This is a genomic window from Mycolicibacterium madagascariense, assembly GCF_010729665.1.
Taxonomy (GTDB): Bacteria; Actinomycetota; Actinomycetes; order Mycobacteriales; family Mycobacteriaceae; genus Mycobacterium; species Mycobacterium madagascariense.
Genome location: NZ_AP022610.1, coordinates 5,504,858 through 5,519,769, shown reverse-complemented (window position 1 = coordinate 5,519,769; position 14,912 = coordinate 5,504,858). Strand labels below are relative to the sequence as shown.

General features: G+C 70.6%; 18 protein-coding genes. 13 read left to right on the top strand and 5 right to left on the bottom strand.

Annotated elements, in window-relative coordinates; genetic code table 11:
* Positions 1 to 2 precede the first annotated feature (2 nt).
* Genes G6N60_RS26255 through G6N60_RS26225 form a run of 7 tightly spaced genes read left to right on the top strand, consistent with a single transcriptional unit; the run spans position 3 to position 5,768 of the window.
* Positions 3 to 929, top strand: a complete 927-nt coding sequence (locus G6N60_RS26255) for a DUF4129 domain-containing protein (protein ID WP_246241057.1) — start codon at positions 3 to 5, stop codon at positions 927 to 929.
* Positions 926 to 1,411 carry a hypothetical protein gene (locus G6N60_RS26250; protein WP_163742893.1) on the top strand — a complete coding sequence of 162 codons (486 nt, stop codon included), beginning with the start codon at positions 926 to 928 and terminating at the stop codon, positions 1,409 to 1,411. The genes G6N60_RS26255 and G6N60_RS26250 overlap by 4 nt, the downstream gene beginning before the upstream one ends.
* Positions 1,408 to 2,373 (top strand): AAA family ATPase, encoded by a 966-nt coding sequence (locus G6N60_RS26245; protein WP_163742891.1) that lies wholly within the window; start codon positions 1,408 to 1,410, stop codon positions 2,371 to 2,373. The genes G6N60_RS26250 and G6N60_RS26245 overlap by 4 nt, the downstream gene beginning before the upstream one ends.
* Positions 2,374 to 2,399: 26 nt before the next feature.
* On the top strand, positions 2,400 to 3,632 hold the full coding sequence (locus G6N60_RS26240) for a DUF58 domain-containing protein (protein WP_163744591.1): 1,233 nt from the start codon (positions 2,400 to 2,402) through the stop codon (positions 3,630 to 3,632).
* A gap of 4 nt (positions 3,633 to 3,636) precedes the next feature.
* On the top strand, positions 3,637 to 4,068 hold the full coding sequence (locus G6N60_RS26235) for a hypothetical protein (RefSeq protein ID WP_246241055.1): 432 nt from the start codon (positions 3,637 to 3,639) through the stop codon (positions 4,066 to 4,068).
* Between the two features lie 27 nt (positions 4,069 to 4,095).
* A complete protein-coding gene (locus G6N60_RS26230) occupies positions 4,096 to 4,899 on the top strand; it encodes an acyl-CoA thioesterase (RefSeq protein ID WP_163742888.1) in 804 nt (267 codons plus the stop codon).
* A gap of 29 nt (positions 4,900 to 4,928) precedes the next feature.
* Positions 4,929 to 5,768 carry a rhomboid family intramembrane serine protease gene (locus G6N60_RS26225; RefSeq protein WP_163742886.1) on the top strand — a complete coding sequence of 280 codons (840 nt, stop codon included), beginning with the start codon at positions 4,929 to 4,931 and terminating at the stop codon, positions 5,766 to 5,768.
* Here G6N60_RS26225 and G6N60_RS26220 read toward each other — a convergent pair.
* Positions 5,765 to 6,160, bottom strand: a complete 396-nt coding sequence (locus tag G6N60_RS26220; protein ID WP_163742884.1) for a heme-binding protein — start codon at positions 6,158 to 6,160, stop codon at positions 5,765 to 5,767. The two genes, G6N60_RS26225 and G6N60_RS26220, sit on opposite strands and share 4 nt — an antisense overlap.
* 303 nt (positions 6,161 to 6,463) lie before the next feature.
* Here G6N60_RS26220 and G6N60_RS26215 point away from each other — a divergent pair, with 303 nt between their 5' ends.
* Both G6N60_RS26215 and G6N60_RS26210 read left to right on the top strand, forming a co-directional pair.
* Entirely contained in the window at positions 6,464 to 7,405 is a 942-nt protein-coding gene (locus G6N60_RS26215; protein ID WP_246241326.1) for an esterase family protein, read from the top strand.
* Between the two features lie 45 nt (positions 7,406 to 7,450).
* The gene (locus tag G6N60_RS26210) at positions 7,451 to 7,879 is read left to right on the top strand and encodes a type II toxin-antitoxin system Rv0910 family toxin (RefSeq protein WP_163742879.1); all 429 of its coding nucleotides are present in this window, start codon (positions 7,451 to 7,453) and stop codon (positions 7,877 to 7,879) included.
* Here G6N60_RS26210 and G6N60_RS26205 read toward each other — a convergent pair.
* The 3 genes from G6N60_RS26205 to G6N60_RS26195 all read right to left on the bottom strand — a co-directional run bounded on the left by G6N60_RS26205 (position 7,842) and on the right by G6N60_RS26195 (position 10,060).
* Positions 7,842 to 8,450, bottom strand: coding sequence for an SOUL family heme-binding protein (locus G6N60_RS26205; protein WP_163742876.1), 609 nt, complete (start codon positions 8,448 to 8,450; stop codon positions 7,842 to 7,844). The two genes, G6N60_RS26210 and G6N60_RS26205, sit on opposite strands and share 38 nt — an antisense overlap.
* 64 nt (positions 8,451 to 8,514) lie before the next feature.
* Positions 8,515 to 9,450, bottom strand: coding sequence for a LysR family transcriptional regulator (locus G6N60_RS26200; protein WP_163742874.1), 936 nt, complete (start codon positions 9,448 to 9,450; stop codon positions 8,515 to 8,517).
* 58 nt (positions 9,451 to 9,508) lie between these two features.
* Entirely contained in the window at positions 9,509 to 10,060 is a 552-nt protein-coding gene (locus tag G6N60_RS26195; RefSeq protein ID WP_163742872.1) for a hypothetical protein, read from the bottom strand.
* A gap of 175 nt (positions 10,061 to 10,235) precedes the next feature.
* On the opposite strand from G6N60_RS26195, the gene G6N60_RS26190 reads away from it, so the two are divergent.
* The 4 genes from G6N60_RS26190 to G6N60_RS26175 all read left to right on the top strand — a co-directional run bounded on the left by G6N60_RS26190 (position 10,236) and on the right by G6N60_RS26175 (position 13,805).
* Positions 10,236 to 11,225, top strand: coding sequence for a LacI family DNA-binding transcriptional regulator (locus G6N60_RS26190; protein ID WP_163742870.1), 990 nt, complete (start codon positions 10,236 to 10,238; stop codon positions 11,223 to 11,225).
* A gap of 82 nt (positions 11,226 to 11,307) precedes the next feature.
* On the top strand, positions 11,308 to 12,522 hold the full coding sequence (locus G6N60_RS26185; RefSeq protein ID WP_163742868.1) for a cytochrome P450: 1,215 nt from the start codon (positions 11,308 to 11,310) through the stop codon (positions 12,520 to 12,522).
* 59 nt (positions 12,523 to 12,581) lie between these two features.
* Positions 12,582 to 12,851 (top strand): hypothetical protein, encoded by a 270-nt coding sequence (locus tag G6N60_RS26180; RefSeq protein WP_163742866.1) that lies wholly within the window; start codon positions 12,582 to 12,584, stop codon positions 12,849 to 12,851.
* A gap of 60 nt (positions 12,852 to 12,911) precedes the next feature.
* Positions 12,912 to 13,805, top strand: a complete 894-nt coding sequence (locus tag G6N60_RS26175) for a DMT family transporter (RefSeq protein ID WP_163744587.1) — start codon at positions 12,912 to 12,914, stop codon at positions 13,803 to 13,805.
* 143 nt (positions 13,806 to 13,948) lie between these two features.
* On the opposite strand, the gene G6N60_RS26170 is transcribed toward G6N60_RS26175, so the two are convergent.
* Entirely contained in the window at positions 13,949 to 14,875 is a 927-nt protein-coding gene (locus G6N60_RS26170) for a class I SAM-dependent methyltransferase (RefSeq protein WP_163742864.1), read from the bottom strand.
* Positions 14,876 to 14,912 lie beyond the last annotated feature (37 nt).

The window sequence follows — 14,912 nt, the reverse complement described above, 5'->3', positions numbered from 1 at the left end:
CCGTGACCGTCGTGGTCGCGCTGCTGGTCGTGGCCACGGTCGCGCTGCGCGGATACGTCCCCGGTGCCGAGCCGCCCCAGCGCACGCAACCGGGCCAGCACCCCGTCGCGCTCGCCGTCGTGGTCGTTCTGCTCGTCGGTGCGGTGGCCGTCATCGCCGTGGCCGTGATCGCCCGCCTACGCCACCGCACGTCAGCCCCGCCCCGTCCGGCGGGCGCGTCGGACTGGCTGCGCGAAGCCGGTGGTGGCCGACCGACGTGGCGGGTCGCGCTGATCGCCTTCGCGCTGATCCTCGGCTGGCTGCTGCTGACGATGCTGCTCGGCAAGCTGGCCGGCGGACCGTCCTCGCCGTCGAGCGGTCCCGTTCCGGCCGCGCCCACGGCGACGAGCCCGGCCAGCCCCCCGGCAGCGCCGCCCCCGCCCGCGCCGCAGGCGGAACCGTCCCATGCGAACCTGCTCGGCTACTTCTTCGGCGCGACGGTGGTCTTCCTCGGCGTCATCGTGGTCGGCACCGTCGTCGGGTCGAGCCGCCGCCGTCGGACCCAGGGGTCGCCGCTCGGCGCGCCCGCCGACGACGCCGCACCGCGCGTGGAGACGGGCTCGGAGTCCCTCGTGCGTGCGGCGGAGGTCGGTCTCGCCGAGGTCGAGGATCCCAGCCGCGAGCCGCGCAAGGCGATCATCGCGTGCTACGCCGCCATGGAACGCCAACTGGCGCTGCTGCCCGACGCGGCCCCGCGCGACTTCGACACCGCGTCGGAGGTGCTGGCCCGCGCCGTCGAGCACCAGGCCCTCGCACCGGACAGCGCCACCCAGCTCGTCGAGCTGTTCGACGAGGCGCGGTTCAGTCCGCACGTGATGAACGAGGGGCACCGTGACGAAGCGGTCGCGGTCCTCACCCAGGTGCTCGACGAGCTGAGGAGCCGGACGTGAAGAAGCTCGCCATCGTCGCCATCGTTGCCGTGCTCGGCTGTCAGCTGCTGGCGCTGGCGAACCCCGACCGCCGCGTCGCGCTGTGGCTGGGAGCGGTCGCGGCGGCGACCGTCCTGCTCGTCGCGCGCTGGTTCCTGGTGCGCGCGGCCGCGTCGTCGATCGACGACTCCCGCGCCCGTGACCCGGCCGAGTCGCTGCGACGGTGGCTGTCGAAGACCGAGATCCTGATCGCCCGTGCGGACTCGACCCGATCGGACTGGGACAAGTATCTGCGGCCCATGCTGGCGCGGCAGTTCGAGCTCGCGACCGGACGACGAAAGGGCAAGGATCCGAGGGTCTTTCACGCCACCGCACTCGCGCTGTTCGGGGAGCGGCTGTGGCAGTGGGTCGACCCGGACGACGTTTCGCCCACCGGTGCCGGGGAACCGGGTCCAGGACGAGAGGTGCTCGCCGAGGTGCTGCAGCGTTTGGAGGCCATATGAGCCTGCCCGTCACGACGACCGCCGCCCATTGCGAGGCCGTGCTCGACGAGATCCAGCAGGTGGTCGTGGGCCGGCGCCCCGCGCTGGTGCTGATCATGACCGCGCTGCTGGCCGGCGGGCACGTGCTCATCGAAGATCTGCCCGGCCTCGGCAAGACGCTGATCGCCCGGTGCTTCGCCGCGGCGCTCGGGCTGGAGTTCACCCGCGTGCAGTTCACGCCCGATCTGCTGCCCGCCGACCTCCTCGGCTCGACGATCTACGACATGCAGTCGGGCCGGTTCGAATTCCGCAGGGGTCCCATCTTCAGCAATCTGCTCCTCGCCGACGAGATCAACCGCACGCCGCCCAAGACCCAGGCCGCGCTGCTGGAGGCCATGGCCGAGCGGCAGGTGAGCGTCGACGGCATCACCCACCGGCTGCCGGAACCGTTCATCGTGCTGGCGACCGACAACCCGATCGAGTACGAGGGCACCTATCCGCTGCCCGAAGCGCAGCTCGATCGCTTCACCGTCCGCCTCGACCTGCGCTACCTGTCCGAACGCGACGAGGCGGCGATGCTGCGGCGTCGGCTGGACCGTGGCTCGGCCGAGCCGACCGTCGCCCGGGTGGTCGATTCGGCCGAACTGCTGGCCATGCGGGAGGCCGTCGAGCAGGTGACCGTGCACGAGGATGTGCTGCAGTACGTCGTGGCCCTGGCCGTCGCCAGCCGTCAGCACCCCCAGGTCGCGGTCGGCGCCAGCCCGCGCGCCGAGCTCGACCTGGTCCAAATGGCAAGGGCGCGAGCGCTTCTCGCCGGTCGTGACTACGTCATACCCGAGGACGTCAAGGCACTGGCGGTGCCGGCCATGGCGCACCGCGTCAGCCTGCGCCCGGAGATGTGGGTCAGACAGGTCCGCACCACCGACGTCGTGGAGGAGCTGCTGCGTCGACTCCCGGTGCCGCGCACGCGCGGTGCGACGTGATCGAGGCTCGCCACACCGACGTCGAGATGCGTTGGCGCGCTTCGGCACTCGCGCTGTCACTGGCGACGTGCGTGGCCGTGGCCCTCGGCGCGGCGCTGCTCGGGCGCTGGCAGCTGACGGTCTTCGCCGCACCGCTGCTGGGCGCGCTGATGTCGTTGCCATGGCAGCGGCCGGTGCCGAACGTTCAGGTGCATGCCGAGCCCGCGCTGGTGCGCTGCTTCGAGGGCGAGGAGGCGCACCTGGTGGTGTGGGCGACGACCGACGACGGCACGCCGGTCGACCTGACGATCACCACGGCCGCCGGCGCTCAGCTCGAGGCGACCAGGGACGCGGCGGGTCGGATCGAGATCGCGTTGACCGCGCCGCGCTGGGGTCGCTATCCGCTGGTCGCAGGGCTGCGGGTCGCCGGGCGGGGCGGGCTGCTCACCGGCACGGCCGCGGGCCACGTCGCCGCGGCCGACGTCTTCGTCTTTCCCGTCGCGCCGGCACGGGCCACGGCGCTGCCGCGCACCGAGTTGCTCGACCGTCTCGGCACGCATCTGACCCGACACGTCGGCCGCGGCGTCGAGTACGGCGGGATCCGCTCCTACGTGCCGGGTGACCAGTTGCGCACCGTCAACTGGCCGGTCAGCGCGCGCCGCGGCAGCCTGCACGTCACCGAGCGGCTCAGCGAACGGGCGGCCGACGTCGTCGTGGTCGTCGACACCTACGACCAGCCGCCCGGTCCCGCGACCGAGGCGACCGAACGCACGGTGCGCGGCGCGGTACAGGTGGTGCAGAGCGCCCTGCGCAACGGCGACCGGGCGGGCGTCGTCGCGCTCGGCGGATCGCCCCGGTGGTTGGGCGCCGACATCGGACGCCGGCAGTTCTACCGCGTCCTCGACGCGGTCCTCGGGGCGGGCGACGAGCACGAGACCACGACGGGCACCCTGGCTCCCCGCCCGGCCGTCCCGCCCGGGGCCGTGGTCGTCGCGTTCTCGACGCTGCTGGACACCGACTTCGCCCTGGCGCTGATCGACCTGTGCCGTCGGGGTCACGTCGTCGTGGCGGTCGACGTCCTCGACGGTGCGCCGTTCGCCGACCTGGCCGATCCGCTGGTGGGCCGGATGTGGTCGATGCAGCGGTCGTTCATGTACCGCGACATGCGCACGATCGGCGTCGACGTCGTGGTCTGGTCCGAGGCGGGCACCCTGGACCAGGTCATGGGTCTGGTGCCGCGTCGCCGCCGCACCAGGCCGGGCGCTCGGGCGGGGAGGTGACGCGGTGCGGGTGCTGTCCCTGGCGTTCGGCCTGCTGATGGTGGCCGCGGGCGCCGTGCAGAGCAGCGGCCCCGCGCTCCTCGCCGCGGGGGTGGCGCTGCTGGCGGTGCTGGCGGGTGTGGCGTTCCGCGGCGCGGCCGCCGTGGGGGTGCTCGCCACGGCCGGGGCGCTGGCGCTGTCGGCCCCCTCCCCGGTGCTGGCGGCGTTGGCCGGGATGTCGGCGCTGGTCTACCTGATGCTGCGGTACGCGAGCACCGGTGACGCCGCGGCCGTCCTCACGGTGCCGACGATGCTTGGCGCCCTTGGCTTCTCGGCCATCGCCGTGGTGGGGGCGACCGTGCCGCTGAGCCTGCCGTGGGTGCCGCTGATCGCGCCGCTGGCGGTGGTGGCGCTCTACGTGGTCGGGGTCGATCGCTACGTGGGCGACGGCCGGTGACGGGCGGGCCGCTACGCTGGCCCACCGATGACAGGTGTCAAGTCCGAGAAGCCGAGCTGGGTCGCGCGGATGCTGGACTTCCGGCGCGACGGTGACGCCTTCGTCGCGCCGCAACCCGCGGCGGGTCCCAACCGCCGGCTGTTCGGCGGGCTGATCGCGGCGCAGGCGCTGGGGGCGGCGGGCGCGACGGTCGAGCCGGACAAGCATCCGCAGTCGCTGCACCTGTACTTCGTCCGCGGCGGGCAGTACGGCGTCGACGTGGAATTCGACGTCGTCCGCACGCGCGACGGCCGCTCGTTCGACACCCGGCAGGTCACCGCCGTGCAGAACGGTCAGACCATCCTGGAGATGATCGCGTCGTTCCACCGGCCCGAGTCGGGCGCCGACTGGCATCCGAGCACCCCGCCCGGAATCTCCTTCGACGACGCGGTGCCCAAGGAGCCCGACCTCGGGTTCGACGGGCTGTTCGAGTTCCGGGCGCGGCCCACCGACGACTCACCGTTCGTCGTGCCGCCGTTCTGGATCAGGACCAGGCGCCGCATCGAGGACGACCCGCTGCTGCGGGCGTGTGCGCTGACCTTCATGTCGGACTTCGGGCCGGTGCCCGTGGCGCGGCCGGCAGGCGCCCCGCACGACCCCGGCGTCGGCGTCGCCGCCAGCCTCGACCACGCGGTGTGGTTCCACCGGCCGTTCGTCCCGCACGACTGGCACCGCTACGAGGTCACGCGGCTGAACAACAGCGACGCCCGCGGTCTGGTGGTCGGCGCGATGTACGACCGGTCCGGCGCCCTGGTTGCGAACACCACCCAGGAAGCGCTCTGGCGGTTCTAGGTCCCGGCGGGGCTGGAACACTGGTGGTCGTGAGCACTTCCAGCTACCCCACAGCTCCGCCTGCGTGCTACCGCCACCCCGACCGGGGCACGTATGTCAGCTGCACCCGCTGCCAGCGGTCCATCTGCCCCGAGTGCATGCGCTCGGCCGCCGTCGGCCACCAGTGCCCGGACTGCGTGGGCGAGGGCGCCAGGTCCGTCCGACGGCCCAGGACCCCGTTCGGCGGCCGGCCGGTGCACGCACCGTTGGCGACGTACGTGCTGATCGCGGCGAACGTGGTGATGTTCGTGCTGCAGAAGGCGGTACCGGGGTTGCAGCGCGAGCTCATCCTCTGGCCGGCCGGGACGGCGTACTACGGCGAGTACTACCGGCTGATCACGTCGGCCTTCCTGCACGACGGCGTCACCCACATCCTGTTCAACATGTGGGCGCTGTGGGTGATCGGCCCCGCCCTGGAGCGGTGGCTGGGCCGCACCCGGTACGTCGCCCTCTACGCGTTGAGCGCGCTCGGCGGATCAGTGCTGGTGTACGTGCTCACCGCGCCGAACAGCGGCACCCTCGGCGCCTCGGGTGCCATCTTCGGACTCTTCGGAGCGACGTTCGCGCTGGCCCGGCGGCTGAACTTCGACGTCCGCTGGATCATCGGGCTCATCGTGATCAACCTGGGCATCACGTTCGTCGTGCCGGGGATCAGCTGGCAGGGCCACGTCGGCGGGCTGCTGACCGGCGCGGCGGTGGGCGCCGTGTTCGCGTCCACCCCGCGAGCGAACCGCACGCTGGTGCAGACCGCGTTCTCGGTGGCCGTGCTGGTGCTGTTCGCCGCGGTGGTGTGGTGGCGGACCGTCGGCCTGCTGGCCGGCGGGGGCTAGGGCGCTCCGCCGCATCTGTTCTTGATGTCCACCAGGGGCTGGCGGATGCCGGTGATGTCGGCCTTGGTGTCGGGATGCTGGTTGAGGTAGTCCTGCATCTGCTTGGTCACCTGGTCGCGCGGCAGCCCCTTCAGGCTGGTGACGAAGAAGTTGAAGTCGGGGTGGGTGAACAGGTACGCCGACGTCGAGGCGGACACCCCGGCGCGGACGCCCTCGAGATCGGCCGCCGTGCAGTTGGGGGGAGCCTGCGAAGGATCCTGGTTGGCGAAGGCCGACGGCAGCGTGCCGAGCAGCGTGGTGCCAAGCAGTCCGCCGGCGAGGAACGCGCCGCCTGCGATGCGGCGCACGGCCCGTCCGCGGGTCGACGGGAGGGACGATCCAGTGTCTGACATGGACATGCTCCTTCTCTGTTTGCGATGAGTGTGCCGTGCTCACGGGTCCGGCGCTTGACTTATGGGTCAATTCACAGGTTATCGGCGTATACGGCGTCGGCCGCCGAGGGGGTCCACCCGACGCGTCGGCGTGTCGCGGGCGTCGAAACGTCTTGATCACAAGCCGATTACGCCGCGCGTGGGCGGCGGGGTGGGGTTCGCGTGCGCTGTTAGCTTGCCGGGGACGGGATGAGCGAGGGATGGAGACCAGCCGTGATGCCGAGGAGCAATGGGGATCGGTGGGGCCGACGGTGGGCCGCGGTGATGGTCGTCGTCGCGCTGCTGCCCGGACTGCTCGGCACGCTCGGGCTGACGCCGACGGCGGCGGCCTATTCGCGCGACGGCCTGCCCGTCGAACAGCTCCAGGTGCCCTCGCCATCGATGGGTCGCAACATCCTGGTCGAGTTCCAGGGCGGCGGACCCCACGCCGTGTACCTGCTCGACGGGTTGCGCGCGCAGGACGACGCCAGCGGCTGGGACATCAACACCGCCGCCTTCGAATGGTTCTTCCACTCCGGGTTGTCGGTCGTGATGCCCGTCGGGGGACAATCCAGCTTCTATACCGACTGGTACCGGCCCGCGGTCGGCAGCGCCGGCACGTCGACCTACAAGTGGGAGACGTTCCTGACCCAGGAGCTACCCGCCTATCTGGCCGCCAACAAGGGCGTCGCGCCGACGGGCAACGCGGTGGTGGGACTGTCGATGTCCGGTGGCGCCGCACTGAACCTCGCCGCGTACTACCCGTCGCAGTTCGTGTTCGCCGGCTCGCTGTCGGGCTTCCTCAACCCGTCCCAGGGGCTGTGGCCGACGATGATCGGGTTCGCCATGAAGGACGCCGGCGGCTACAACGCCACCGACATGTGGGGCGTGTCGAGCGACCCGGCGTGGCGGCGCAACGACCCGATGGTCAACCTGCCGACCCTGGTCGCCAACAACACCGCGCTGTGGATCTACTGCGGCAACGGCGTCACCTCGGACCTAGACACCCCCGGCGACTTCGGCGTGCAGTACAGCGCGCAGTTCCTGGAGAACATCACGATCAACACCAACAAGGAGTTCCAGAAGCAGTACCTGGCGCTCGGCGGCCGCAACGCCGTATTCAACTTCCCGCCGGACGGCACGCACAGCTGGGGTTACTGGGGTGCGCAGCTGCAGGCCATGAAGCCCGACCTGATCCGGCTGCTGGGCGCCACGCCGGCGCCGTGACCCGAGGGTGGTTGCCCGGCGGACGCATTGGGTAGAGATGCGGGCATGGCCAACGTTGACGTCTCCGTCACCTCGCAGCTCAGCCCCGACAAGGCGTGGAAGCTGGCGTCGGACCTCGGGCGCTTCGACGAGTGGCTGACGATCTTCGGTGGGTGGCGCAGCGCCGTGCCCGACGTCATCGAGAAGGGCACCAAGGTGTCCTCGCTCATCAAGGTCAAGGGCTTCCGCAACACCATCCACTGGGAGGTCACCAACTACGACGAGCCGCACCGCATCGAGATGTGCGGGAAGGGCTTCGGCGGCGTGCAGATCTCGCTGCGGACCGACATCTCCGACGACCACCCCGGCACCGTGTTCCACCTGGTGGCGGATCTCAGCGGTTCGGTCCTCAACGGGCCGGTCGGCGCGCTCGTCGCGCGGGTCATCAAGGGGGACGTCAAACGGTCCGTGGAGAATCTCGCGGCGCTGCAGTGAGCGCGATCGCCACCTCGTTGCGCCGCAGGAACGGCAGCGTCCACGGCGGATCGTAGAACCACGCGACGGCCTCGCCCGTTGCGTCGAAGCCCTTGTCGCGCAACACCTTTCGTATCTGCTCTGTGCGCTCGGCGACGGCCTGCGCGCTACGGTCCCCGCTGAACCGCAGCACCGCGACCGTCTCGGCGGGCACCGTGACCAGCCGGACCCGGTCGTCGTTGGGGGTGGGTAGCTCGCCCATCGCCCACTTCGACGGCATGTAGAACCGAATCACCCAGTCGCCCTTGGGGTCTGGCGCCTGGGCGACCGGAGCCGTCATCGCGATCTTCGCGCTGCCCCGGTTGGAGCCGAAGATGTAACCGGCCAGTCGCCGGAAGCCGGTGCTGCGCGCGGCATCCTCCCCGGCCGTCACCGTCGTCTCCGCGGCGATGCGTTCGCGGTACTCCCGGATCTCGACGCCGTCGCCGAGCGGGGTGGCGGTGTACGGGGGTTCCTCGGTCCCGGTGCGCACGCCGAACACCGACAGCGCGGATTCGGCGACCTGGCGGGGCACCTCGAGCAGAGCGGTCATGCCTGGGTGATTCCCGCCGCGGGGCCAGGCCACACCCGGCAGCCGAGGCATCGTGCCGTCCCCCTCACTGGCGAGGGATTTCGCTGCGACCCGCGCCGTTGGACTGGCCGCGACCGTCGACGAACGCGTCGCTCCACAGTCGCAGAAAGGCGCGCAACGCCGCTCGCGGCGTCTGGTCGGTGCGCCAGACGAGGATCTTGTCGTACCGCACCTCCGGTTCGAGGGGCCGTGCGACGAGGTCCGTGGCGTCCAGCAGCGCGGGGTCTGAACCGGCGCACACGGCAACCCCGACTCCCTGGCGCGCCAGCGCCACCTGCAACCGGGTGTCGTTGACGGCGTAGTCGACGTGCAGCGCCAGACCGCCGGACTCGAACGCGCACTGCAGGATTGGACGCAGTCCGCTGGACGGTGCGTAACTGATGACCGGGACGCCGTCGAGAGCGAGCAGCGGGATCGTCGGCCCGTCGAAGGAGAATCGCTCGTCGTCGAAGACGGCCATCAGCCGATCGGACAGCAAGGTGGCGGAGCCAACCTGGGCGGGCAGCTCGTCGAGCGGGCGCGCGATGACGGCCGCGTCGAGCCGTCCCTGGAGGACCAGGTTGAGGAGCGGGGCGCTGGTGTCCTCCGCCAGCGTGACCTTTACCCCGGGGAACCTGGCGTGCAATTCACCCAGAACGACGGGGACGACGGTGCGTTCGACGCCGCTGACGGTACCGAGATTCAGCTCGCCGGTGACCAGGCCTGCACGTGCGGAGAACTCCGACTTGGCCTCGGCGGCGGCCTCGAGTGCCCGCTTGGCGTGTTCGAGGAGCACCCGACCTCCCGGCGACAGCCGGATGCCACGGGGGAGGCGTTCGAAGAGTTGCTCGCCGAGTTCGCGCTCGAGTGACTGGATCTGCTGACTTATCGACGGTTGGGTGACGTGGCACCTGACCGCGGCACGGGTGAAGGATTCCTCCTCGGCGACGGCGACGAAGTACTCGAGTGCGCGCAGTTCCACGAACACCAGAATGACGGAGCGTCGCCGAAAGGCAATTTCACGCCGCCGAAAGGCAATCTCACGCCGCCGCGGCCGCCCTGGCAGCGCGGGCGATGCTCTCGGCGAACAGTGGCGTCTCCACCCGGTTGTGCCGACCCGACGCGTCCTGTCGGGCCGCCGCGGCCTCCTCGAACGTCTGGCCCTGCTGGGCGATGAACTCCAGGAATCGTTCGGTGGGGTGGGACGTCACGGTGTTCGTGTAGCGGCAGCGCCCGTCGTCGAGGGGTTCCATCAACAGGTCCCAGATGACCTGCTGGGTCGTCCAGCCGCTCGGAGTCAACACGTCCGAGATCGACACCATGTGGCAGTGATGCCGCTCGGCGACCTCGAACCGGTACTGCTGGACCACCAGGCTCGTCCCGATCATCTCCACGTTGATCGACATGGGGGTGCCGTCGTCGTCGGTCGTATAGCCGCAGGCCTTGTGATCGCCCGGCGCGCACCGCTGGTATTCGTGGTCCGGGAGTGTCTTCAGCCAGTCCGCGATGTCGACGTGGTCGAAGGGGGCCGTGACCTCGTGGGTGACGGCCAGGCTGGACAGGACGAGATCGGTACGGACCTTGGTGTTCACGGGCTCCCCTTGCGCGTCAACGGCTTTCGCCGCTCCGGCGACCGACGCCGGTACCACGATCGTCCATCGTCGAGGCCGCGGTGGTCCAATGGCGATGTCCGATCGGTGCCATAGGGACCGCCTATCCCATGTAGGCATCGTGCGCGGACCGCCCCCGACGTGCCACGATGGGCCGATGAGCGTGCGGGGTCCGGCCAGGCCGACGAAGGCCGACGTGGCCCGGCTGGCCAAGGTCTCGACGGCGACGGTCACCTACGTCCTCAATGACGTGGCTGGGCAGACCATCTCCGCGCAGACCAAGGCGGCGGTGCGCGCGGCGGCCCAGGAACTGGGGTACCGGCCCAACCTCGCGGCGCGGAATCTCGCGTCCGGCGGCAGCGGCGTGGTGCTGTACGTGGTGCCGCGAATCTCGTTGGGAGAGTTGCTACTCGAGGTCGGCAGCAGGTTGACCACGGCGCTGGCCCGGCACGGCGTCGTGTTGTCGCTGCAGTTCGAGACCGACGACGGCCGCAACGTCGTGGACGCGGTGGCCAACCTGAACCCCATCGCGGTGACGAGCGTCTTCCCCCTCAGCGGACCCGCGCTCGACGCGGTGACGCAGGCGCGCATCCCGCAGATCCACCTGGGCAGTGCGCAACTGCATGCGATGGGGTCGCTGCACCTGACGATCGGCGAGATGCGGGTGGAGCACCTCGTCGCACGCGGGCACCGGCGGTTGGCGTTCGCGTTCTCCGACGCCGAGCGGCTGCGTCCGCTCGGTGAGTACTGGCTGGAGGGCGTGCGGGTCGCGGCCGCCGCGCGCGGATTGCCCGACGTCGCCGTCGGATCGGTGGCGATGGACGGCACCGACGCCGCCGAGGTCGTCGCCGGCTGGACCGCCGACGGGGTGACGGCGGTGTGCGCACTGAGCGACGAGGTGGCGCTGGTCTGTCTGCACGGCATCCGCCGAGCTGGGTTGCGGTGCCCGGAGGACCTCGCCGTCATGGGTGTCGACGCCACGACACTCGGTGCGGTGAGTGCGCCGCCGCTGACGTCGGTGGCGTTCGACGCCGAGACGATCGTCGACGTCTCCGTCGCGGCGATGATGACCGAGCTGGGCTATCCGTCGGTGCGGGAGCCGAGCAGTGCGAACGTCGCGCGGCTGATCGAACGCGCGTCGACCTGAGTGCGGGGTTGCTCGACGCGTCTCGTCTAGCCGTGTAACTTACGCGAGTAAGTTACTCCCAGCCCCGGAGAGGCGGGCCCCCATGACCCTCGAGGCAGCTAACCCCGGTACGAACGCCGACGTCTACTTCGACCCGTACGACGTCGGCATCAACGCCGACCCGTACCCCGTGTTCGCGCGACTGCGCGAGGAGGCGCCGCTCTACTACAACGCCCAGCACGACTTCTATGCGGTGAGCCGCTACGAGGACGTCAACCGCGGCATCGTCGACCACGGCACCTTCAGCTCGGCGAAGGGCGCGATCCTCGAACTCATCCGGGCCGACTTCCCGATCCCGTCCGGCGTGCTGATCTTCGAGGACCCGCCGATCCACGACATCCACCGCAAGCTGTTGGCCCGGATGTTCACCCCGCGCAAGATCGCGCTCCTCGAACAGCGCATCCGCGACTACTGCGTGGAGAGCCTGGACGCCGTGGTGGGCGCGGGCCGGTTCGACTTCGTCGCCGACTTCGGCGCCGTCATGCCGATGAAGACCATCAGCGCGCTCATCGGCATCCCCGAGGCCGACCAGGTGGCGGTGCGCGACCACGTCACCGGCCAGATGAAGACCGAGGCGGGCAAGCCGATGAAGGCCGCCGAGGAGGGACTGGTGTCCGGCGACATCTTCGCCGACTACATCGACTGGCGCGTCGACAACCCGTCCGACGACATCATGACCGAGTTGCTCAACGTCGAATTCGCCGACGAGACCGGCACCACCCGCAGGCTGACCCGCGACGAACTCCTCATCTATCTCAACGTGGTCGCGGGAGCGGGCAACGACACCACGACCCGGCTCATCGGCTGGGCGGCGAAGGTGCTGGCCGAACACCCCGACCAACGGCGTCAGCTCGTCGACGACCCGACCCTGATCCCGCGCGCGGTGGAGGAACTGGTCCGCTTCGAGCCGCCGGCTCCCCACGTGGCGCGCTACGTCACCCGCGACGTCGAGATCCACGGGCAGACCGTGCCGCAGGGCGCCATCATGATGATGCTCATCGGCGCGGCCAACCGCGACCACCGCCAGTTCCCGCCCGACGGCGACGTGTTCGACATCCACCGCGAGCAGCGGGCGCACCTCGGCTTCAGCGTCGGCGCCCACTACTGCCTCGGTTCCTCCCTGGCGCGCCTCGAAGGCCGCGTCGCACTGGAGGAGATCCTCAAGCGCTTCCCCGAGTGGGAGGTCGACCTGGCGAGCGCGGTGTTCTCGACGACGTCGACCATCCGCGGCTGGGAGAGCATGCCCGCCATCATCTGACCGCGTTCGCTAACCTGGTGCCGACGGGCGACGTCCGCGGACGCGAGGAGCATCACAGGATGGCCATTCGAGTACTGCCCTACCTCACCCTCGAGGTCGACGAGCGGCTGCGCCGTCGCGTCAGAGACGCCGCCGATCGCTTCCGGATCAACGTCCGCTCCTACCTCTTGAGCGCGGCCGACGACGTGGACACCGCGGGGGAGCGGGTGCGCCACCTGTGCGACGCCGCCGTCGACCGGGTCGACACCGTGGTCGCCAGGGTGGGCGATCGCATCGACCCGCCGTCGCGCGTGCACGACGAGCGGCCCGCTGGGGTCGAAGCGCGCTAGCGACACCTCTACGGTGTAGGGGTGAGGGGGTTCCCAGACCGACGAAGGGTGCACGGGACGGTGTTGGGCCACGGACTGACGGTCCTGTTCGCGCTCTGTTCGGCCGTGTGCATGGCCGTCGGCATCGTCGTCCGGCAGCGCGCCACCATGGACGTGCCGTCGGATCAGAGCGTCAGCACGCGCATGTTCGTCACGCTGCTGCGGCGGCGGATTTGGTGGGCTGGGACCGGCGCGGCCGTCGCCGGCTACGTCTTTCAGGCGCTCGCCCTGGTCAAGGGATCGCTCATCCTGGTGCAACCGCTGCTGGTGTCGGCGCTGCTGTTCGCGCTGCCGCTGAGCGCGAAGCTCTCCGGCCGCCGCGTCACCCGTCGGGAATGGTTGTGGGCCGGTCTGCTCACCCTCGCGTTGGCGCTGTTCGTCCTGCTGGCGCGTCCCGGTCCGCCCGACCGCCCCGCCTCGACGACGGTGTCGGTGCTCGTCATGGCCGGCTGCGGGGTGGCGATCGTCGCGTTCGTCGTGATCGCCCGACGGCTGAGCGGCTCACCGCGGGCCGTGCTCTTCGCCGTCGGCGTCGGCGTGTTGTTCGGCGTGGTCGCCGTGGTGACCAAGGTCGTCATGCACCTGCTGAACCAGCGCGGTGCGCTCGGCTTGCTGGCCACCCCGGCGCCCTACGCGCTGATCGTCCTGGGCGTCGTCGCCACGCTGCTGCAGCAGTCCGCGTTCCACGCCGGCGCGCTGCAGACGTCGGTGCCCACGATGCTCGTGCTCGAACCCGTCGTCGCCGTGATCCTCGGCGCCGTCCTGCTTGGCGAGGCACTCGACGTCAGCGGCGCCGAGCTGATCGCGCTGGTCCTCGCGGTGGCCGCGATGACGGCCGCGGCGTTCTCCCTCGGCCGCGGCGAGGGCGCCTACCACGCCGAACTGGAGATGGAAGCCGCGCGCTCGCCGGTCTGACCTCTCCCCAAGAGCATGCCCACACGCGACTACGAGCGCGTCGCACACCACGGCTGTGCGTTCGGGCCCGAGCGCTCGATCCACGACCCTGGTGTCGAACACGCAGTGAGCGCCCACAACGGCATGCTCACTGCCGGGCCGCGTCAGCCCAGGGTCGACGTGAAGTAGGTGACGCCGTTCATCGTCTGCCGGGCGTCATCGGTCTCCGGGATGGGGTCGAACCCGTTGCTGGCCAACAGATCGGCCATCGGCGTCGCGACCGACGTCCAGCCGCGCGCGCCGAGGTACTCGCCGACGTCGTGGCGTTCGCCCTCGTAGCCGAGCTCGGTGAAGTCCAGGTCGAAGCCGTGCTCGCGCCACTTGGCGGTCGCCTCGCGCATGCGCTGGCGCGATTCCTCGGGATCCATGTCCGAGGTGTTCGGCACGGCTTCGCTGCCGAGGCGGGTGCCGGACGCGCCGAGCGCGGTCACGGCGTCGAGCAACCGGTCCTGGGCCTCCGGCGGGAGGTAGCCGTACAACCCCTCGGCGATCCACGCCGAGGGTTGCGCGGGGTCGAAGCCCGCCGCGACGAGCGCCGTCGGCCAGTCCTCGCGCAGGTCGATCGCGACCGTGCGCAGCTCGGCCTTGGGCTGGGCGCCGAGGCCGGCCAGCGTCGTCGTCTTGAATTCGATGACCTCGGGCTGGTCGATCTCGTAGACCGTCATGCCCGGGGGCCAGTCGAGGCGGTAGGCGCGGGCGTCGAGGCCGGAGGCCAGGATCACGGCTTGCCTGATGCCGGCCGCGGCGGCGTCGGAGAAGAACTGGTCGAAGTAGCGCGTGCGGGCGGCCATTGCGGCGGGCATCTGCGAGAGGCCCCACGGGGTGCCCTCGTCGTCGACGTCGGACGCGGTCAGCTCGCCGGTCGCCCACCGAGTGAGGAAGTCCACACCGACCGCGCGCACCAAGGGTTCGGCGAACGGGTCGTCGATCGCGCCGTCATTCGTGGCGATCGCTCGGGCCGCCGCGACCATCGTCGCCGTCGTCCCGACGCTGGTAGCCAGGTCCCAGGTGTCGTCATCGGTCCGTGTCATCGTCGGATCCTCTCGGTCGGGATTATTTAGCCACCAT